The sequence below is a fragment of the Pseudomonas azerbaijanorientalis genome (assembly GCF_019139795.1).
Lineage (GTDB): Bacteria > Pseudomonadota > Gammaproteobacteria > Pseudomonadales > Pseudomonadaceae > Aquipseudomonas > Aquipseudomonas laurylsulfatiphila.
In genome coordinates this window covers 6,067,542-6,086,265 of sequence record NZ_CP077078.1, presented here as the reverse complement: position 1 = coordinate 6,086,265, position 18,724 = coordinate 6,067,542, and the positions used below count along the sequence as shown (strand labels likewise).

The 18,724-nt window shown below is 58.3% G+C and carries 15 protein-coding genes; 6 read left to right on the top strand and 9 right to left on the bottom strand.

All coding sequences use genetic code 11. The annotated features are described in order from the left end of the window. Positions 1–69 precede the first annotated feature (69 nt). The gene (locus KSS91_RS27365) at positions 70–600 is read left to right on the top strand and encodes a hypothetical protein (RefSeq protein WP_217836635.1); all 531 of its coding nucleotides are present in this window, start codon (positions 70–72) and stop codon (positions 598–600) included. A 12-nt stretch (positions 601–612) separates the two neighbouring features. On the opposite strand, the gene KSS91_RS27360 is transcribed toward KSS91_RS27365, so the two are convergent. Together KSS91_RS27360 and KSS91_RS27355 are read right to left on the bottom strand one after the other, a co-directional pair. Then, the gene (locus KSS91_RS27360) at positions 613–1,989 is read right to left on the bottom strand and encodes a GTPase/DUF3482 domain-containing protein (RefSeq protein WP_217836634.1); all 1,377 of its coding nucleotides are present in this window, start codon (positions 1,987–1,989) and stop codon (positions 613–615) included. Then, positions 1,982–3,352 (bottom strand): DUF2868 domain-containing protein, encoded by a 1,371-nt coding sequence (locus KSS91_RS27355; RefSeq protein WP_217836633.1) that lies wholly within the window; start codon positions 3,350–3,352, stop codon positions 1,982–1,984. Before KSS91_RS27355 ends, KSS91_RS27360 begins: the two co-directional genes overlap by 8 nt. Positions 3,353–3,437: 85 nt before the next feature. Between KSS91_RS27355 and KSS91_RS27350 the strand changes: the two genes are divergently transcribed. Continuing rightward, positions 3,438–3,950 carry a dihydrofolate reductase gene (locus KSS91_RS27350; protein WP_102673480.1) on the top strand — a complete coding sequence of 171 codons (513 nt, stop codon included), beginning with the start codon at positions 3,438–3,440 and terminating at the stop codon, positions 3,948–3,950. A gap of 122 nt (positions 3,951–4,072) precedes the next feature. Here the strand turns inward: KSS91_RS27350 and KSS91_RS27345 are convergent, their stop codons facing one another. Next, on the bottom strand, positions 4,073–5,464 hold the full coding sequence (locus tag KSS91_RS27345; RefSeq protein WP_217836632.1) for an L-cystine transporter: 1,392 nt from the start codon (positions 5,462–5,464) through the stop codon (positions 4,073–4,075). A 242-nt stretch (positions 5,465–5,706) separates the two neighbouring features. Here KSS91_RS27345 and KSS91_RS27340 point away from each other — a divergent pair, with 242 nt between their 5' ends. The 3 genes from KSS91_RS27340 to KSS91_RS27330 all read left to right on the top strand — a co-directional run bounded on the left by KSS91_RS27340 (position 5,707) and on the right by KSS91_RS27330 (position 9,455). Next, on the top strand, positions 5,707–6,762 hold the full coding sequence (locus tag KSS91_RS27340; RefSeq protein WP_217836631.1) for an HAD family hydrolase: 1,056 nt from the start codon (positions 5,707–5,709) through the stop codon (positions 6,760–6,762). Between the two features lie 745 nt (positions 6,763–7,507). Next, positions 7,508–7,795, top strand: a complete 288-nt coding sequence (locus KSS91_RS27335; protein WP_102699986.1) for a DUF6124 family protein — start codon at positions 7,508–7,510, stop codon at positions 7,793–7,795. Positions 7,796–7,982: 187 nt separating this feature from the next. Then, positions 7,983–9,455: a PAAR domain-containing protein gene (locus KSS91_RS27330; RefSeq protein ID WP_217836630.1), complete on the top strand. Its 1,473-nt coding sequence runs from the start codon at positions 7,983–7,985 to the stop codon at positions 9,453–9,455. Between the two features lie 565 nt (positions 9,456–10,020). Here KSS91_RS27330 and ilvD read toward each other — a convergent pair. The 6 genes from ilvD to KSS91_RS27300 all read right to left on the bottom strand — a co-directional run bounded on the left by ilvD (position 10,021) and on the right by KSS91_RS27300 (position 17,692). After that, on the bottom strand, positions 10,021–11,862 hold the full coding sequence (gene ilvD / locus KSS91_RS27325; RefSeq protein WP_007976450.1) for a dihydroxy-acid dehydratase: 1,842 nt from the start codon (positions 11,860–11,862) through the stop codon (positions 10,021–10,023). A 366-nt stretch (positions 11,863–12,228) separates the two neighbouring features. Further along, on the bottom strand, positions 12,229–12,687 hold the full coding sequence (locus tag KSS91_RS27320; protein ID WP_217836629.1) for an REP-associated tyrosine transposase: 459 nt from the start codon (positions 12,685–12,687) through the stop codon (positions 12,229–12,231). Between the two features lie 153 nt (positions 12,688–12,840). Continuing rightward, positions 12,841–14,067 (bottom strand): multidrug effflux MFS transporter, encoded by a 1,227-nt coding sequence (locus tag KSS91_RS27315; protein WP_007978937.1) that lies wholly within the window; start codon positions 14,065–14,067, stop codon positions 12,841–12,843. Further along, complete coding sequence (locus tag KSS91_RS27310) at positions 14,060–15,025, bottom strand: diiron oxygenase (RefSeq protein ID WP_007978939.1); 966 nt, start codon at positions 15,023–15,025, stop codon at positions 14,060–14,062. Before KSS91_RS27310 ends, KSS91_RS27315 begins: the two co-directional genes overlap by 8 nt. A gap of 5 nt (positions 15,026–15,030) precedes the next feature. Then, complete coding sequence (locus tag KSS91_RS27305; protein ID WP_007978941.1) at positions 15,031–16,101, bottom strand: SagB family peptide dehydrogenase; 1,071 nt, start codon at positions 16,099–16,101, stop codon at positions 15,031–15,033. A gap of 394 nt (positions 16,102–16,495) precedes the next feature. Continuing rightward, on the bottom strand, positions 16,496–17,692 hold the full coding sequence (locus tag KSS91_RS27300; protein ID WP_217836628.1) for a class I SAM-dependent rRNA methyltransferase: 1,197 nt from the start codon (positions 17,690–17,692) through the stop codon (positions 16,496–16,498). Between the two features lie 153 nt (positions 17,693–17,845). On the opposite strand from KSS91_RS27300, the gene KSS91_RS27295 reads away from it, so the two are divergent. Then, positions 17,846–18,715: an HDOD domain-containing protein gene (locus tag KSS91_RS27295; RefSeq protein ID WP_102699978.1), complete on the top strand. Its 870-nt coding sequence runs from the start codon at positions 17,846–17,848 to the stop codon at positions 18,713–18,715. The last annotated feature ends 9 nt before the right edge of the window (positions 18,716–18,724 follow it).

The window sequence follows — 18,724 nt, the reverse complement described above, 5'->3', positions numbered from 1 at the left end:
CTGTTCGCGCAGAGAGTTCCGACGAGACGGGCTAGCTTGATCGGCCCTTATTCAATGAGAAACTCCACCATGCGTTACTTGAAAGTGACTGCCCAGGACCGCAGCGCGAACGGCAAGGCCGACACCGTCCTCCTGCATTTTTTCGAGGAGAGTAGCGGGGCAGAGGACAGACTCATCCATAAAGCCTATGCGCTGGATATCACGGCTGATGGCAAGGTTGATTTCCAGGTCGGTGATGTAAACAACGATGGTAAGGAAAACACCAGGGACGAGCGGTTGCTCAAGTCGTTTGCCAACGCCTACTTGCAGCTCAAATGGTTCAACCGCGGCGAGACCTGGGATCGTTATCTGAAGATATTCACCGAAGATTTCGCCAACGACGGTTCTCCAGACACCGTGCGCCTGCACTTTCACGAAGGCGTCGGCAAACCGTCGGATCAAACTATTGTTTACACCGCGTCCGCCTATGACACCAACAACGACGGGAAGCTGGATTGGCTGATCCACTTCGATATGGATAACGACGGTGACCAGGATGCGGTGGATCAGCAGCGCGTCTCACAGCTCAGCACTGCGTATCTGCAATTCAACTGGCGCTGACGATCAGCAAGTTCACAACTGCTGCGCCAACACCTCAACCTGCTCCTGCCGCTCCGCCTGATTCAACTTCGCATGCGGATTCAACGACGACCACTGCGGATGCGCCCGAGCCTTGTTCAAAGCCTCGGGCAGTTTGCCTTCGCGCCAACTCTTTTCCTGAGGCGTGGCCACCTGGATGCTGTCCATCGCCGCATGCCCACGGGCGTTCAGCGCTTGCAGCAATTGCCGCTGGCGCAGCGCCAACAGGCGCAGCACGTTGTCATCCACCGTCAGTTCGCGCTGGCCCTTGATCTTGCCCAGCAAGCGGCTGCCATAACTGCGTGCGGTTTGCAGGGCGCCACCTGCGATGGCGCCGGCCAGTGCAGCGGCACCGAGCGTAATCCCACCCACCAGCAAATCGACCCCGGCCCCGGCAGCGGCGCCTGCGGCAATTCCACCGCCGACGCGCACACCCAGTTGCTTGAGGGTTTCCGGGTTGAACAGGTCATCGCCCCAACGGCCATCGAGCAGCGGCAAATCACTGGCCGCGGCATCCTGTGGGCGGAAGGCGTAGAGCTTGAGCAGGGCCTCGACGCAACGCTGCTCACGCTGGCGTACGGCTTTGCGCAATTCGCTGATCGCCTGTTGTTCCTGCTCGGCTTCACTGACCACGCTGCGCCGGCAAGCCGCGCAATCGATCAGCAATTCGGCAATCAGTCGCTCCGCGCTTTGCTGGCGAGCCAGACGCTGGGCCTGCTGATCGGCGATCAGGCGCTCGAGTTGCGGCCGGGCAGTTTCCAGTAGCAGGGCGAGACTTTCATAGAGTCGACGCTCGCCGTCTTCCGGCGGCGCGACACTGTCGAAACGCACCAGGGCATGCAAGCCCAGCCGCGCCAGCGCTTCACGCCAGGCCGGTTCGCGGTGGTTGGCGCTGCTGACGAAATTCAGCACCGGCAGCAAGGGTTTGCCGCAACTGGCCAACACTTCCAGCTCGTCGCGATACTTGGCCAGCACCGGCTCACGGGCGTCGATCACATAGAGACCGGCATCCGACGCCAGCAACTGGCGCAGCACCTTGGCTTCCTGTTCGAAGCGTTGCCGGGCTTCGCTGCCATCCAGGAAACGCGCCAGGCGTGCCGGACCGTCGAGGCGTTCACCCGGGCGTTCCAGGCGTTCGAGGTAATCGAGCAGGGCGATGGCGTCTTCCAGGCCAGGGGTGTCGTAGAGGTCGAGCAGTGGCTCGCCGTCCACCGACAACCGTGCGCCCTCGACATGCCGCGTGGTACTGGGGCGATGGGACACCTCACCGAAGCCGACGTCGCGGGTCAGGGTGCGCAACAACGAGGTTTTACCGACGTTGGTGTGACCGACCACGGCGAGTTTCAGAGGCTGCTTCCTGGTGTCAGTCATGACCCGTCTCCAGCCAGTTCATCGGTGCACAATCGGCAAACGGCAACTCAAGCTGTTGCAGCGCCACGTGCCAATCGCCCAGGCGCTCGGCGTCCAGCGCTTCACCGGGCGGCGCCTGCAGCAACCACACGCGGGTGGCGCTGGCGCTGCGGGCCAGTTCGGCAATCAAGGCCAGGCTGCCGCGATCCGGTGAACGCCGTGGATCGCAGGCGATGGCCAGGCGTGCCGGGGGAAAGCGGCTGAGTTGTTCGAGGAGTTTGTGTCGCGACTCGCGACTGTCGAGGATGCCGGCGTTACTGACGTTTTTCGGCAACTGCGGTGGCCACGGGCGTTGGTCGTCCAGTTCGATGGCGACCAACAGCGCACCGTCGCTTTGCTGCTCGGTGACACCGTTTTCCACGCGGTGCAGTTGCGCCGGTGCCGCATCGCTGACACCGAGGCGCTCGCTGGTGGGCATCAAGCGTTCGCGCAACTGCGCGTAACCGGGCAGGTTCAAATCCAGGCGCAGCGCTGTTTGCCCTGTCTTCCAGCGCCACAGGCAAAGCAGCGCGAGCAGCAGGCGCGGCAAAACGCCGTAGACCAGCAGTACGCCCACCAGCCAGGCGGCCCAGGCCTGGCGGGCGCTTTCGATGTTCAGTGCGGCATCGCCACTGGCGCGGATCATCTCCACGGTCGGCACGCTGAAGCCAAGCAGGGCCGGCAACGCACCCAGCGCCTGAGTGACGGCGATAAAGCTGTCGGCACCGAGGATCGTGGTTTCCCAGACAAAGCCGTAGCGCCGGGTCGCCATCAACATGAGCAGGATCACCAGCGCGCTGAGCATCGCCAGCAACCACAGGCTGTTGACCAGCACACCGATGGCCCAGCGATTGAGTTTCTGCCGTTGCAGTAACAGGAGCAGGGCGGGGGCCAACTGCGCGGCTTTGGCGTCCCGAGCGAGTTTTTCGCTGAGCCATAGCCACAGGCGTCCGAGGCTGGCGCCGTGTTCGCCGGCAAATACAAGCCCTAACGCCCAACTCAGCAGCAGAACCAGATTGAGCCCGAGCAGGCTGCCCAAGGCCCAGAACACATTCACCGGGTGCAGGCCGTCGCTCATAGCCGCGAAGGCCAGGCCGGCGCCGCTGATCACGGCCAGTACCGCCAATACCAGCAGCGCCAGCCGCGAGCCTTGCAGCCAGTGTTTGAGGGCTGTAGTCAGGCCATCGCGTTCAGCCAGCCACAGGGCGCGGCGTTGAATGCGCGCCGGCAAATCGCCGCCGGCGCTGCGGGCCAGTCGGTTGGCTTCCAGGTCTTCCAGGGGGCCTGCGTGTTCTTCGCGCAGGCGGATGGTTTCTGTCAGCCAGAGGGTATTGAGTTCAGTCACGCGGCATCCCGTCGCTTAAATGAGCTGTGAGCATAACCGCTGTGGCGCTTATCGGCGAAAGCGAGGCTCTGGTATCCTCGCCGGCATGACTAAATCACTCCCCCTCAGCCTGATCGCAGCCCTCGGTGAAAACCGTGTGATCGGCGTCGACAACAGCATGCCCTGGCACTTGCCGGGAGACTTCAAATATTTCAAGGCCACCACCCTCGGCAAGCCGATCATCATGGGTCGCAAGACCTGGGATTCCCTCGGTCGTCCGCTGCCGGGCCGTCTGAACATCGTGGTCAGTCGCCAGGCGGATCTGCAGCTCGAAGGCGCGGAGGTTTATCCGTCGCTGGAAGCCGCCGTCGTTCGCGCCGAAGCATGGGCGAAGGAGCAGGGCGTCGATGAGTTGATGCTGATTGGCGGCGCGCAGTTGTATGCGCAAGGGCTGGCGCAGGCTGACCGGTTGTACCTGACCCGCGTGGCGCTGAGCCCGGAAGGGGATGCCTGGTTTCCGGAGTTTGATTTGAACCAGTGGAAACTGGTGTCGGATGTGCCGAATCCGGCGGAAGGCGATAAGCCCGCGTACAACTTCGAAGTGTGGGAAAAAGCTTAAGAGCTTCGCGAGCAAGCCCGCTCCCACATTTGATCTCCTGCGGATACAGAATCCATGTACGCCGCAGGACAAATGTGGGAGCGGGCTTGCTCGCGAAGGGGCCCCCTCAGTCGCTGGAGGATTTAAGCCTGCGCCAACGCCGAATGCTCATCCACATCCAGCAGCGCCTTATCGGTCTGCTGCATCACCTGACTGGTGATCGCCCCGGCCGTCATCGAACCACTCACGTTCAACGCCGTACGCCCCATATCAATCAGCGGCTCGACCGAAATCAGCAACGCCACCAGTGACACCGGCAAGCCCATCGCCGGCAGCACGATCAGCGCGGCGAACGTCGCGCCGCCACCGACACCGGCCACCCCGGCCGAACTCAGTGTGACAATCGCCACCAGCGTCGCGATCCACAGCGGGTCCAGCGGGTTGATGCCCACGGTCGGTGCCACCATCACCGCCAACATCGCCGGGTACAGACCGGCACAGCCGTTCTGGCCAATGGTCGCGCCGAACGAGGCGGCGAAACTGGCGATGGACTGCGGGATGCCCAGGCGGCTGGTCTGCGCTTCGATGCTCAACGGAATCGTCGCTGCGCTGGAACGGCTGGTGAACGCAAACGTCAGCACCGGCCAGATCTTGCGGAAGAACCGCAGCGGGTTGATCCCGGCGGCCGACACCAGCACGCCATGCACCACGAACATCAGGGCCAGGCCGATGTAGGACACCACCACAAAACTGCCGAGCTTGATGATGTCTTGCAGGTTGGAACCGGCTACCACTTTGGTCATCAGCGCCAGCACGCCGTACGGGGTCAGCTTCATCACCAGGCGCACCAGACGCATCACCCAGGCTTGCAGGGTGTCGATGGCGTTGATCACTTTCTGACCTTTCTCGGCATCATCCTTGAGCAATTGCAGCGCCGCGACCCCCAGGAACGCAGCGAAAATCACCACACTGATGATCGACGTCGGCTTGGCCCGCGCCAGGTCTGCGAAGGGGTTTTGCGGAATGAACGACAGCAGCAGCTGCGGCACATTCAGGTCGGCGACCTTGCCGGCGTAATCGGTCTGGATGGTTTGCAGGCGCGCCATTTCCTGAGTGCCGGCCACCAGGCCTTCGGCGGTCAGGCCGAACAGGTTGGTCAGGCCGATGCCGATCAACGCCGCGATGGCCGTGGTGAACAGCAGCGTGCCGATGGTCAGGAAGCTGATCTTGCCCAACGACGACGCGTTGTGCAGGCGGGCCACGGCGCTGAGGATCGAGGCGAACACCAGCGGGATCACGATCATTTGCAGCAGCTGCACATAGCCGTTGCCCACCAGGTCGAACCAGCCGATCGAGGCTTTCAGCACTGGGTTGCCGGCACCGTAGACAGTGTGCAACGCCACACCGAACGCCACGCCCAACACCAGCGCGAGCAGGACTTTTTTCGCCAGGCTCCATGTCGTGTGGCGGGTTTGCGCCAGGCCGAAGAGCAGGGCGAGGAACACCAGCAGATTGAGGATCAGCGGCAGATTCATGAAGACTCCGATAAGACTTGTGCCGGTTGCACCCTTGGGCAACCGCGAACCGGCAAGCCTAACAGCTTGAAAACTAATGAATTAATATCAAAAACGTATGATATCCGTCGCTTTTGGAATAAGCGGATGTCGCTGTCAGAAATGCAACTGGCGCGAAAGGGACGCGGACGGTCGCTGACAGACGAGGACTGTCACACTTATTTGTTAGCGTCGATCTCTTTCACATTCAGGGAGAAACGCCAATGAAGTTCGCACCGAAATTACTCGCTGCAGCACTTTGCCTGGGCCTTGCCGGCCAGGTTTTCGCAACGGATCTGAAACACTGGCCAGCCGATCAGGCCAAGGCGCTGGACGCGATGATCGCCGCCAACGCCAACAAGGGTAACTACGCGGTGTTCGACATGGACAACACCAGTTACCGCTACGACCTCGAAGAGTCGTTGCTGCCGTTCATGGAGAGCAAGGGCCTGATCACCCGCGACAAGCTCGATCCCTCCCTGAAACTGATGCCTTTCAAGGACACTGCCGACCACAAGGAAAGCCTGTTCAGCTACTACTACCGCCTCTGCGAGCTCGACGACATGGTTTGCTATCCATGGGTCGCCCAGGTCTTCTCCGGCTTTACCCTCAAGGAACTCAAGGGCTACGTCGACGAGATGATGGCGTCCGGCAAGCCGGTGCCGGCGACTTATTACGAAGGCGACGTGGTCAAGAAGCTCGACGTCAACCCGCCGAAAATCTTCACCGGCCAGCAAGAGCTGTACAACAAACTGATGGAGAACGGCATCGAGGTCTACGTGATGACCGCCGCCTCCGAAGAACTGGTGCGCATGGTCGCGGCCGATCCGAAGTACGGCTACAACGTCAAGCCGCAGAACGTGATTGGCGTTTCGCTGCTGCTCAAGGACCCGAAGACGGGCGAACTGACCACCGCGCGCAAGCAGATCACTGACGGCAAATATGACGAGAAGGCCAACCTTGGCCTCGAACTGACCCCGTACCTGTGGACCCCGGCGACCTGGATGGCCGGCAAACAGGCGGCGATCCTGACCTACATCGATCAGTGGAAAAAACCGGTGCTGGTGGGCGGCGATACCCCGAGCAGCGACGGCTACATGCTGTTCCACAGCGTTGACGTGGCCAAGGGCGGCATCCACCTGTGGGTCAACCGCAAGGACAAGTACATGACCCAGATCCAGGGCATGATGGCCAAGAACGCCGCGGCCCAGGCCAAGGAGGGCTTGACGGTGACTGCCGACAAGAACTGGGTGGTCGTGAAGCCTGAAGAGATTCAATAAGACCGAGTCGCCTCCATCGCGAGCAAGCTCGCTCCCACAAAGATCTCGGGTGAAACACAGACTGTGTGAACACCGTAGATCCCCTGTGGGAGCGAGCTTGCTCGCGATGAGGCCACCCCATCCAGCCTCAATGTTGGCAGTTATACCGCCATCGTGAGCAAGCTCGCTCCCACACTGATCTCGGGTGACATGGAAATTGTGTGAACACCGACGATCCCCTGTGGGAGCAGGCTTGCCCGCGATGAGGCCACCACATCCAGCCTCAATGTCGGCAGTTGTACCGCCATCGCGAGCAAGCTCGCTCCCACAAAGATCTCGGGTGAAACACAGACTGTGTGAACACCGTAGATCCCCTGTGGGAGCGAGCTTGCTCGCGATGAGGCCAGTCGGTGCAATGAAAGCCTTTGTCTGATCGACATCTCCTGACAGTCACAACCTACGCATTCTTGCGTAAGGGACTACGTCTACGCCAGAATCCGCCGGCTTGTGCGCCTGGGGGGCGGCTTCTATCGTTTCCGCGTCACTGAACATCAGTGATCGGGTTTGGTAGCCCGTGTTCACCTCGGCGCATTGCGCCACCCTTTGCAGGGTTCGTTTCTGTCTCTGCTCATATGGTGGCCATGCGCAGGGCATCTTCGGACGCGCCGGGTTCCTGGTGACCGGTCTACCAACCTGCGTATGGCCGCCACCCTTCGTTTGGTAGCGAGGGTGATGGCTCCTTTTTTCTCACCCGGAGTTCCATCAAATGTTGAAAGTTACTCCCGATCCTCCCGATTGCGACAACCTCTCCGCCCGCATCAACGCCACCCCGCGTAAACCCAGCCAAACATTCGTCATCGCACCGGGCCTCGACACCGAAACCCTGTTGGCCCACGCCTGCGAATCCCTCGCCTCGGCCAATGTCATGGCTAGCGATTTCGCCGGACTGCTCGAAGGCTCTCAACGCAGCACGATGCTGGGGATCGCCCAGGTCATCATGCTGGGCGAACTGGCGGTGAACCAGGCGCTGGATAACCTCGACCCGCAGGAATAACGCGGATAAAAAAATGCCCCGCACTTGGCGGGGCATTTTCATGTTCGACGGTTAACGCGAGCACACCGACGTCCATATCCAGTCGCTTTTCTGAATTGACCTACATCAATCAAGGACGCGTCTGATTTTTCCTCCACTTCGCCTCTTCTAGCGTGCGTCCTTTCGATCTGACAAGGACACATTTCGCATGAAGCGCTATTACATCACGGTCGGGGCCAAAACCACCGTCGGCGGCACTGTCGTCAGTGGTTTGCCTCATGGCCGCATCAATGGCCAGTCCATGGCCCGCGAAGGCGATGAAGTCAAATGCCCGGAATGCGACAGCACCGGGACCATCATTTGCGTCGCCCCACGCCTATCGGAGGAGTGGGATGGACGTAAGCCCGCCCTGGATGGCGACCTGTGCAAGTGCAAGTGCGATCCGCCGCCCAAGCTGATTGCCAACCAGACTTTCAGGAGCCAGCGGATAGAAACCGGCAATGTTGCGCCACCTGTCCGAGCTGCCGCCCAACCCGCCACGCCAGCCGATGTACGACAACCGACAGCCGAGCCACGCCCCTCCAGCTTCACCCCGCCGCCAAGCCGTCCTCTAACGAGCTATAGCGAGCAGTCGGGACAGGTCTGCCAGAACCTGTGGCGCAGCTATCAGCAAAGAGCCGAAGCCATTGTGGCGCCGGGCGGCATCCTGATCTCCGACCCAAAGGCGCGTAATCGCGCGATCAATTCGGCGTACGCCCGATTGTGGCTGGAGGATCAGCGCTTCCAATGGGCGGGCCTGGCGGCGTTCGCCTCCAAGCAGGTGGGTTGTGGTTTGCTGCATGCGGCTGATTCGATCGACAAGATCCAGGGCGAACATGAAGCGCAATTACGCTGGAGGGATGCGATCCGCAGAGGATTCTCCGGGTTGTTCGACAAGCGAAGCGAGCATGAACGGCAGCAGAGCGCTCAACGAAGTGAGAAAGCGCGACAAGAATACGAACAAGCCCGCCGCAACAACCCGCTGCCTGGCGGCAAGCGGAACGAAGTTGAATCATTGTCGTACGTGCAGAAGCAACTCCAGTACGTGCACGACATGCTGGCGCTTGGCAATACCACGCTGTTTTTGGATGTGTTTCCGCTACACGCTTTTTACAAAGAGCGTGGGTTGTCGGCGCTCAGGACTTGCTTGGGCGCTCGTCAAGATATTTATGAACATGATCAGTATCCAGTCCTGTGGCCGATCGAGCAGAAGAAGGTGATATTTGGTTATAACCACAAGGAAATCCTACAAGCCTTCGAAGCCGTTGATGCAGGCAACATCACCGAAAGTGTTGTTTTTCTTGCCGAACATGAACAGAAGAACATCCTGCAGCCAGCAATGTACAGTGACCTGAATCTGGTGGCTTTGCTACTTGGCAATCAGTTCTCTTATGTTACGAACTTACCGTCCGGTGCCGCTGCAGCCGTCGAACTGACCCTGGCAAGCCAGTGCCGTCCCAGTGACGATGGACGTACAGTTGGTTTCAGCAGCGATTACTTTGCCAATCTGGCCGACATCCATCAACGCATGCCCTTCGTACTTAAGGCCGCGACGCAATTTGATGAGCTGCTGCGGCGCTCTGATCGCCACCTCATCGAACAGGCGATTCTTGACATTGCCGCAGGCCGGGGCGTGCGATGAGGTCAGAATATTTAACTCGGCGAGTTACTTTAATGGAGTAGATGTACATGGTGGTACGCATTTTTTGGTCAGCTATATATTTGGTTGGAGGTGTTCTGCCTGCTGTTGGGTTGGCTCTACTCAGTCTGTTTTTTACGATGTTTGGTGACTTGTTTGGCATATTGCTAAGCACACTCGCATGGCTGGGAACTATCGGGCTTTTACTGGCGTCGTTCAACTGGCCTAGTGGCGTCAGGCCGTGTCGCAGGCTAGTTATATCAGTAATGTTGGTAATAGGCTTGATTGTAATATTTCCTGTGCTGATATATTCATTAACTCACCCTAGCAGCAAGATGTGGTTTGGTGCGGTAGTTCTTGGGCCGACATTGTTAGCGCTTCACTACCTGTGGAAAGTTGCGCGGAGCTCTCGCTCCCGCGAATAAGGAACTCTTGCTTTTTGATTCCCTGATATAGGGCGTTTTGATATGGAAAGTTAGAAGTGCCAAGGACCGATATGATCGACTGATAATTGATCCAAAAAAATACCCCGCACTTGGCGGGGTATTTTTTGTTCAGCGATCAAGCATCAAAGCCCGTCAAGCATCGCCTTGTTACGCACCGCACCCTTGTCGGCGCTGGTCGCCAGCAGGGCGTAGGCTTTCAGTGCGGTGGTCACTTTACGTGGACGCACTTCCACCGGCTTCCAGCCTTTCTTGTCCTGCTCGACCCGGCGTGCGGCCAGTTCTTCGTCGCTGACCAACAGGTTGATCGAGCGGTTCGGAATGTCGATCAGCACCTTGTCGCCGTCCTGCACCAGGCCGATCGCGCCGCCGGCAGCCGCTTCAGGCGAAGCGTGGCCGATGGACAGACCGGAGGTGCCGCCGGAGAAACGGCCGTCGGTGAGCAGGGCGCAGGCTTTGCCCAGGCCTTTGGATTTCAAGTACGAAGTCGGGTAGAGCATTTCCTGCATGCCCGGGCCGCCTTTCGGGCCTTCGTAGCGAATGATGACGATGTCGCCTTCCTTCACTTCGTCGGCGAGGATGCCGCGTACGGCGCTGTCCTGGCTTTCGAAGATCTTGGCGTTGCCTTCGAAGACGTGGATCGACTCGTCGACGCCAGCGGTTTTCACCACGCAGCCGTCCAGGGCGATGTTGCCGTAGAGCACGGCCAGGCCGCCTTCTTTCGAGTAAGCGTGCTCGACACTGCGGATGCAGCCGTTTTCACGGTCGTCGTCCAGGGTTTCCCAACGGGTCGACTGGCTGAACGCGGTTTGCGTCGGGATACCCGCCGGACCGGCCTTGAAGAAGTGGTGAACCGCTTCGTCGTTGGTCTGGGTGATGTCCCACTTGGCGATGGCTTCTTCCATGCTGCGGCTGTGCACGGTCGGCAGCTGGGTGTGCAGCAGGCCGCCACGGGCCAGCGAACCGAGGATGCTGAAGATACCGCCAGCGCGGTGCACGTCTTCCATGTGGTACTTCTGGATGTTCGGCGCGACCTTGCACAGTTGCGGCACGTGGCGGGACAGACGGTCGATGTCGCGCAGGTCGAAATCGATCTCGGCTTCCTGGGCAGCGGCCAGCAAGTGCAGGATGGTGTTGGTGGAACCGCCCATGGCGATGTCCAGGGTCATGGCGTTTTCGAAGGCCTGGAAGTTGGCGATGTTGCGCGGCAACACCGACTCGTCGTTCTCGCCGTAGTAACGCTTGCACAGCTCGACGATGGTGCGGCCGGCCTGCAGGAACAGCTGCTCGCGGTCGCTGTGGGTGGCCAGGGTCGAACCGTTGCCCGGCAAGGCCAGGCCCAGCGCTTCAACCAGGCAGTTCATCGAGTTGGCGGTGAACATGCCGGAGCACGAACCGCAGGTCGGGCAGGCGCTGCGCTCGTACTCGGCGACTTTCTCGTCAGAAGCGCTGGAGTCGGCGGCGATCACCATGGCGTCGACCAGGTCGAGGCCGTGGGAGGCGAGTTTGGTCTTGCCGGCTTCCATCGGGCCGCCGGAGACGAAGATCACCGGGATGTTCAGGCGCAGGGACGCCATCAGCATGCCAGGGGTGATCTTGTCGCAGTTGGAAATGCAGACGATGGCGTCGGCGCAGTGGGCATTGACCATGTACTCGACGGAGTCGGCGATGATCTCGCGGCTCGGCAGCGAATACAGCATGCCGTCGTGGCCCATGGCGATGCCGTCATCGACAGCGATGGTGTTGAATTCCTTGGCCACGCCGCCAGCGCGTTCGATCTCGCGGGCGACCAGTTGCCCCAGGTCCTTGAGGTGCACGTGGCCCGGTACGAACTGGGTGAACGAGTTGGCAATGGCGATGATCGGCTTCTTGAAGTCGTCATCTTTCATCCCCGTGGCGCGCCACAGTGCGCGGGCGCCGGCCATGTTGCGGCCGTGGGTGGATGTTTTCGAGCGGTAATCAGGCATGAAGCACTCCGGGCGGCTAATCAGGTATCAAAAGGGAAGTGAGCTTCTATTGACGTCTGGAACACTCAGAAATGGCCGCGTGTCCGGAAGTTGCCGATAACTTTGCGGGATCGCCGCGCGCTTCAGCTTGAGCTCATAAACCCGCCGGGGATGACTGGCGATGAATGTTCGCGATTCTACACGGCTGGCGGCTGGAGGGAATGCCTGCAAACCTGGAGGTAGCATTCACAAGACGTGCGGGCACTCCATTTCCTGTAGGAGCGAGCCTGCTCGCGATAAACCTGAGAGCGCCGCGGGGGTACCAGGTTTCCCGCGTTATCGTTGACGACCATCGCGAGCAGGCTCGCTCCTACAGTGATTTGTGCATCAGAGCCAGATGGCGTCCCAGAGTGGGTAGCCGCCGATATGGTCGACGAGGCCTGCGCGTAGCGGGTTGGCGATGATGTATCGGGCAATGGCTTTCAGATCTTCCTCGCGACGCAGGGCTCGGGCGAAGTAGCCCTTTTGCCATACAGGAGCATGTAGATCCCGTTTCTGATTGATGAGGCGTGTGCAGCGAGATTTGGTGGCTTGCACCAGTTTCGGTAAATCACCGTTGTGCAATTCAATCAGCCAGTGGAAGTGATCCGGCATGATTACCCAGGCTATAGACGTGGCATAGCCAGCTTCCTGAGCCCTCTTGAACTCGTGCACCAAAAAGCGGCCAGTGCGCCAATCCTGGAAGAATGGTTGTCGTTCATGGGTGACAGCGGTCAGGTGATAGATGCGACCGAATTGCGAGTGCCGACCTGTGCGTAATCGATGGGCTTTTGGCGTGTTGGACATTCCGTTGTCCTCTTCGGTGATGGGAAGAGAAAACGGTAGGCGTGGTGTGGGAGGTTGTCGCTTCGGCAGTGGATCAGGATGTGTCCTGCACCTGTAGGAGCGAGCCTGCTCGCGATGAAATCGAAGACGCCGCGGGGTATCAGGTTTCCCGCGTTATCGTTGACGACCATCGCGAGCAAGCTCGCTCCTACAGGAAGGGCGGCGATTGATCAGGGTATTAAGGCCGAGCGCCACCGCGCTGAGCAGCAGGAACGCCAGTGCCAGGGTCGTTTGCAGATCTATACCACTTAGATTGATCAATGCGCTGGTCAAGCCGCCAAAAATGAAAACCAGTGTGTTCCCGGCCGACGCCGAAGTGCCGGCGTTGTCCGCAAACACGTCCATCGCTTTGGATGTGGCAATGGGGCGGGCAATGGTCGTGCCGGCGGTGCAGATGATCATCGGCACCAATACCGTCAGGGTCGAAAGTCCAAGCCTGCTTGCGAGTAAAAGCATCACCACTCCCGAGAAGAAAATCAGGCCCAAGCCGACGATGATTTGAGTATTGGGTGTTATCCGGCTGGAAAGCATCCGGGCGGCGATGCCTCCAATGATATAAGCCGCGCCATAGAGCAGAAGGGTCAGGGAGAATGCATAGGGCGACATGCGTAGCTGATCCATGAAGATCAACGGCGAAACGACGATAAAGGAAAAATGGCAGGTAAAAGCGATGGCCGCGATTAACCAATAGCCCAAGAAGCTCGCATTGCCACACACCCGACGATAGGCGTGGAAAATGTTTTGGCGTGAGGTCACGGCAGGTCGCTGGTCTTCCAGCATGAAACACGCCTTCAGAAACACGACGACGGCCAAGGCTATAAACAGGAAAAAGCTACCGGGCCAATCAAGTGCTTGCTGCAAGACACTGCCCAACAACGGCGAGACGGAAATGAATACCCCGCTGGCCGTGACCATCAGAATCCGCAGCCGATCCCGCTCCTTGCCTTCAAACAGATCCTGGACTAGCGCCTGCGACAGCACGAAGCAACCGCAGCCGATGGCCTGGACCACGCGGAACACCAGGAACCCTTCGAGTTCGGTGGTCAGCAGGCAGCCGGCGGCTCCCACGATCGAAACCGCCATACCTGCCAAGAGCAGACGTTTGCGGCCGATAGTGTCCGAGAGCGGTCCGATCACCAGTTGGGAAAGAGAGAGGCCGATGGCAAACAGGCTGATGGATAGTGCGATGTTGGAAGGCGTGGTCTGGAAGTGTTTCGCCAGCGCGGGGAAGGAGGGCAGCAAAACGTCCAGGGGGAAGACGCCGAGTAATACCATCGTCATTAATAGAACAACCGCTGCCCGGCGCTTTTTTGCACTTACCGCATATTTTTCATCATTCATCAATAAGCCCTGCTTGGGAGAACAGTTGCCTATTGGTAGGCAGGTCAAAGAACCCAGCCTCTTTCAATGCTTGAAATGTGGCGCTGGCACTCGATCGGATGCGAAGAAGACGAGCGTGCTCGTCCGACATACAAGCAATAATTTGTGCAACTGACTTTTCGCTAAGGCCGACGCTGCGTAGGCTCCCGCTGAGCCAGCATTCATCTGTTTCAAAGAAAATAAGCAGAATCTCTATGAGCAGCTTGGCGGCTTCTGCGCGCTGAACGCCGCTAAAGTTCTGCCAAAAATAATGAAACACTTCGCAGAAGTAGCGACTGTGTCGCGCCTCGTCAGCGAGATGGTCTCTGAGCATTTCCTGAACGGTGCTCACCAAAGCATCGCGGCAAGCCTCGAGCAGCTCCTTGGCGATAATCGTTTCCGAGACGAAGCCCACAAGAAACCACACCAATGCTTTGTGCTTGGTCGATGTGCGATCGATCAGTTCATTCAGTCGGGTTATTCGTAGGGGCATGACCGGCCGGTCAGTCATGCCATAAAGGTCCGCAATCTGTTCGGCAAGATTACTGGAGAACAGCGCGTGATAGCCTTCATCAGTGTATAGCTGCAGTGCAGCTGTTTTCATCCTTGTAGGAATAGCAATGCCCAGTTCGTCGTGGGCGATGATTTCAACTGATCGGTTGACGATGCGGTGTTCAAGCAAGGTAGTGTAGTCAAGAAAGTGCACCAAATGGTTAGCAGAAAGGCGTTGAGCGATTGCTTTGTTTTTTGCTTTGATCGCTGGGTGATTTAGATAGAAAAGAAAGGCCGGTGGAAACCAATATCGAGTTTCTAGTTGTTCATTTAAGTCTGAGGGTAATAGATAGCAGTGCTCACTGCTTCTGACTGAGGATCGTGTGTTCCAGTCACCAAGGGTGAAACGGCGGGCCCACATGATGCGGTCGTTTGGGGAGCTGTTCATTGCCCCTACTCCTGCGCAGTTAGCAGCGATTTCAACTCTTTGCACATCACTTGCCCGTCACTCTTGCCGCAACCAACAAAAAACAACACTTGCTCTGGACTATCTTCCAACCCCAACAACGCTTCCACCTGATCATCTGTCAATGCGCCGGTCAACCAAGTCTTCAACCCCAGTGCGGTGGCTGCTAGTTGGAATGTCTGGGAAATATGGCCAGCTTCGATGTAAGCCATTCGATAGGCTCGCGAGTGCTCATATTTCCACCAAAGCTTGTCGAATCTACAGGTTATGAACAATCCAACTGGCAGGTTATTGATGAAGTGTTGCCCGGATAGAAGATGCCCTAACGGTTGATCGGGCAAATGGTTGACGAAGCTCAGCGCGTGCACCGTGGGATGATAGGCGTAGAAACCGTTTTTAAGACCAACCACGTTTTGAACCTGAAGAAAGCCTTCACAGGCATTTAGCCCACCACCAGATGGACTGCTTCGCCGGGCTCCGAGGCCTTCGGCAGTGCTTTCATCGATTTCGTTTTCGCGCTCATGCAAATATCCGAGGGTCAGGTAAAGAAGTGTACTGATGATCTCTAGTGAAATAGCTTCACCTGTGAAAGTGCGGCAGGTTTTTCGTTCAATCAGAACGTTTGCTAGGGAGCGCTCCGGCAGGCAAGAAGGGAATGGTAGGGCAGTTAGGTCGCGAGCCAAGCATTCCGCGACTCTGGTTGGAGGGGGGGAGGTGTTGAGGACGTTTGTACAATGATCGAGATATAGGGTTGACCATTCATGGATATCTTGCGGAACGTGATCGCAAGGGATGTTCTTGGTGCCAATATGGAATATTTTTGATAGTTCATCCCAGCCCCATTTTGTGTGGGTGGACTTGGTGTTTGTAAGGATTCCTGCACTAAAAAGTTGAGAGTCAATTTCATTTGAGTCGTTGAAGTTGTTTGGGTTTTTGATTAGCTCGGCAAGTCGGGTTGAATACTCAAGGTTGAGTTCAAACTGTTTGTGATTTTTGTAATCCCAGATTATTTGGTTGGGGGTGCGCGGAAGTATGAATACATGAGGGTTTATTTGCATGTTAATTGATTCTCTGGGTGGTGCCCTGTAAAGCGCTGAGTAGCCGGCACTCCCCAGCGCTTCATTTACTTATCAGGCTTTCTTGGAAACCAGAAAAGCCAAGTTTGCAATGTGGGAAGCTTCCAGAGTAATTGTTTTCATGGTTGGAACTCCTTGTGATTTAAGTAAATGTCACTTCGTAGTGACAGCTCAATCATAGGTGTCGGTGATATTTTTTCAAGAGGATGTTGAGTAAGAATATTCTAATAATGTTGTCGGAAAGGTCCTACATATTAATTGGCTTTGTAGTTTTTGAATAAATAACAATAACGTAGCGTACCGCTAGGGGGGAGGCGAGAAGTTTTGTATGTGTTTTGGGGGGGGCAAGTCGCTCCCCCCCAATAAAATGGTGCAATCAGCTGTTTGGCAACAACCGGCAAGTAATGCTCTTGATGTAACGAGTCTCGGCAATCGCCGGGTGCACCGGATGATCAGGCCCCTGGCCGCCACGTTCCAGCATCTGGATATTGCGGTCCAGGTGACGGGCGCTGGTCAGCAGGATGTTCTGCAGGTCGTCTTCCGGCAGGTGCATCGAGCAGGATGCGCTGACCAGGATGCCGTCCTTGGTGAGCAGGCGCATGGCTTGCTCGTTCAGGCGGCGGTAGGCGCCTTCGCCGTTTTTCATGTCTTTCTTGCGCTTGATGAACGCTGGCGGGTCGGCCACGATCACGTCGAAGCGTTCTTCGCTGGCTTTCAGTTCTTTGAGGGCTTCGAACACGTCGCCTTCGATGCAGGTCATTTTCTCGGCGAAGCCGTTCAGCGCGGCGTTGCGCTCGACGCCGTCAAGGGCGAAGGCCGAGGCGTCGACGCAGAACACTTCGCTGGCGCCGAACGCGGCAGCCTGCACGCCCCAGCCGCCGATGTAGCTGTACAGGTCCAGCACGCGTTTGCCTTTGGCGTACGGTGCCAGGCGTGCGCGGTTCATGCGGTGGTCGTAGAACCAGCCGGTTTTCTGGCCCTGGATGACCGGCGCTTCGAATTTCACGCCGTTCTCTTCCAGTGCGACCCACTCCGGCACCAGGCCGAATACGGTTTCGACGTAGCGGGTGAGGCCTTCGGCGTCACGGGCGGCGGAGTCGTTCTTGAACAGGATGCCGCTTGGCTTGAGCACTTGGGTCAGCGCCGCGATCACGTCGTCTTTATGGGTTTCCATGGTCGCCGAAGCGATCTGCACCACCAGGATGTCGCCGAAACGGTCGACCACCAGGCCAGGCAGCAGGTCGGAGTCGCCGTAGACCAGGCGATAGAACGGCTTGTCGAACAGGCGCTCGCGCAGGGACAGGGCCACGTTCAGGCGGTGCACCAGCAGCGATTTGTCCAGCGGCAGCTTGATGTCGCGCGACAGCACACGGGCGCAGATCAGGTTGTTCGGGCTCATGGCAACGATGCCCAGCGGCTTGCCGCCGGCGGCTTCGAGGATCGCCTGGTCGCCGGCCTTGAAACCGTGCAAAGGCGTAGCGGCTACATCGATTTCGTTGCTGTAGACCCACAAGTGACCGTTGCGCAGACGACGGTCGGCGTTGGCTTTGAGGCGCAGGCTAGGCAGGGACATGTCGTCGCTCCGGAAAAAAGAGCGGGAGTATAGCGTGTTGAGACCCCGGATTGGCCTGCAAGTGGACATGTGGCGAGGGTTGTCTTGCGATTTGGTATGTCGGATCCAACTTCATAAAGGTTAGAATCGTCGTCTGACCCAGAGTGTGTACTTATGTCCCAAGAGCTGACTTCCGAACAGATCCAACAAGCCCTGCAGGGCATCAGCGTACCGGCCCAGCCGCAGATCATGGTGGATTTGCAGATGGAGCAGTACATGCCCGACCCGGATCTGGAAGTCATTGCCAAGCTGATATCCCAGGATCCGGGCCTTTCCGGTTCCCTGCTGAAGATCGTCAATTCGCCGTATTACGGGCTGAGCAACAAGATTGCCTCGATCCAGCGCGCGGTCAATCTGCTGGGCAGCCGCTCGGTCATCAACCTGATCAATGCGCAGTCGATCAAGGGCGAGATGAATGACGACACCATTGTCACCCTGAACCGTTTCTGGGACACCGCTCAGGACGTGGCCATGACCTGCCTGACCCTGGCCAAGCGCATCGGCGTTGAAAATGGCGACGAAGCCTATGCCCTGGGCCTGTTCCACGACTGCGGCGTGCCCTTGATGCTCCAGCGTTTCCCCGACTACATGGGCGTTCTGGAGCAGGCCTATGCCAATGCCAGCGCCGAATGCCGGGTGGTGGACACGGAGAATCAGGTGTTCAATACCAATCACTCGGTGGTCGGCTATTACACGGCCAAGTCCTGGCGTCTGCCGGAGCACGTGAGCGCGGCGATCGCCAATCACCACAATGCGTTGGCGGTATTCAGCGATGAGACTTCGCGCAACAGTTCGTTGAAGAACCTGTTGGCGATCCTGAAAATGGCCGAGCACATTTGCGCGTCGCATCGGGTGCTGGGCAACCAGGCCGAAGATCACGAGTGGAACAGCATCGCGCCGCTGGTGCTCGATTATGTCGGCCTCTCGGACTACGACTTCGAGACCCTCAAGCAGACGATCCGCGACCTCGGCACTCATCGCTGAGTGTCGGAC

Excerpts from the sequence above, each read along its gene's own strand:
- KSS91_RS27365 (WP_217836635.1), top strand. The coding sequence starts at position 70 with ATGCGTTACTTGAAAGTGACTGCCCAGGACCGCAGCGCGAACGGCAAG.
- KSS91_RS27360 (WP_217836634.1), bottom strand. The coding sequence starts at position 1,989 with ATGACTGACACCAGGAAGCAGCCTCTGAAACTCGCCGTGGTCGGTCAC.
- KSS91_RS27350 (WP_102673480.1), top strand. The coding sequence starts at position 3,438 with ATGACTAAATCACTCCCCCTCAGCCTGATCGCAGCCCTCGGTGAAAAC.
- KSS91_RS27345 (WP_217836632.1), bottom strand. The coding sequence starts at position 5,464 with ATGAATCTGCCGCTGATCCTCAATCTGCTGGTGTTCCTCGCCCTGCTC.
- KSS91_RS27340 (WP_217836631.1), top strand. The coding sequence starts at position 5,707 with ATGAAGTTCGCACCGAAATTACTCGCTGCAGCACTTTGCCTGGGCCTT.
- KSS91_RS27335 (WP_102699986.1), top strand. The coding sequence starts at position 7,508 with ATGTTGAAAGTTACTCCCGATCCTCCCGATTGCGACAACCTCTCCGCC.
- KSS91_RS27330 (WP_217836630.1), top strand. The coding sequence starts at position 7,983 with ATGAAGCGCTATTACATCACGGTCGGGGCCAAAACCACCGTCGGCGGC.
- ilvD (WP_007976450.1), bottom strand. The coding sequence starts at position 11,862 with ATGCCTGATTACCGCTCGAAAACATCCACCCACGGCCGCAACATGGCC.
- KSS91_RS27320 (WP_217836629.1), bottom strand. The coding sequence starts at position 12,687 with ATGTCCAACACGCCAAAAGCCCATCGATTACGCACAGGTCGGCACTCG.
- KSS91_RS27315 (WP_007978937.1), bottom strand. The coding sequence starts at position 14,067 with ATGAATGATGAAAAATATGCGGTAAGTGCAAAAAAGCGCCGGGCAGCG.
- KSS91_RS27310 (WP_007978939.1), bottom strand. The coding sequence starts at position 15,025 with ATGAACAGCTCCCCAAACGACCGCATCATGTGGGCCCGCCGTTTCACC.
- KSS91_RS27305 (WP_007978941.1), bottom strand. The coding sequence starts at position 16,101 with ATGCAAATAAACCCTCATGTATTCATACTTCCGCGCACCCCCAACCAA.
- KSS91_RS27300 (WP_217836628.1), bottom strand. The coding sequence starts at position 17,692 with ATGTCCCTGCCTAGCCTGCGCCTCAAAGCCAACGCCGACCGTCGTCTG.
- KSS91_RS27295 (WP_102699978.1), top strand. The coding sequence starts at position 17,846 with ATGTCCCAAGAGCTGACTTCCGAACAGATCCAACAAGCCCTGCAGGGC.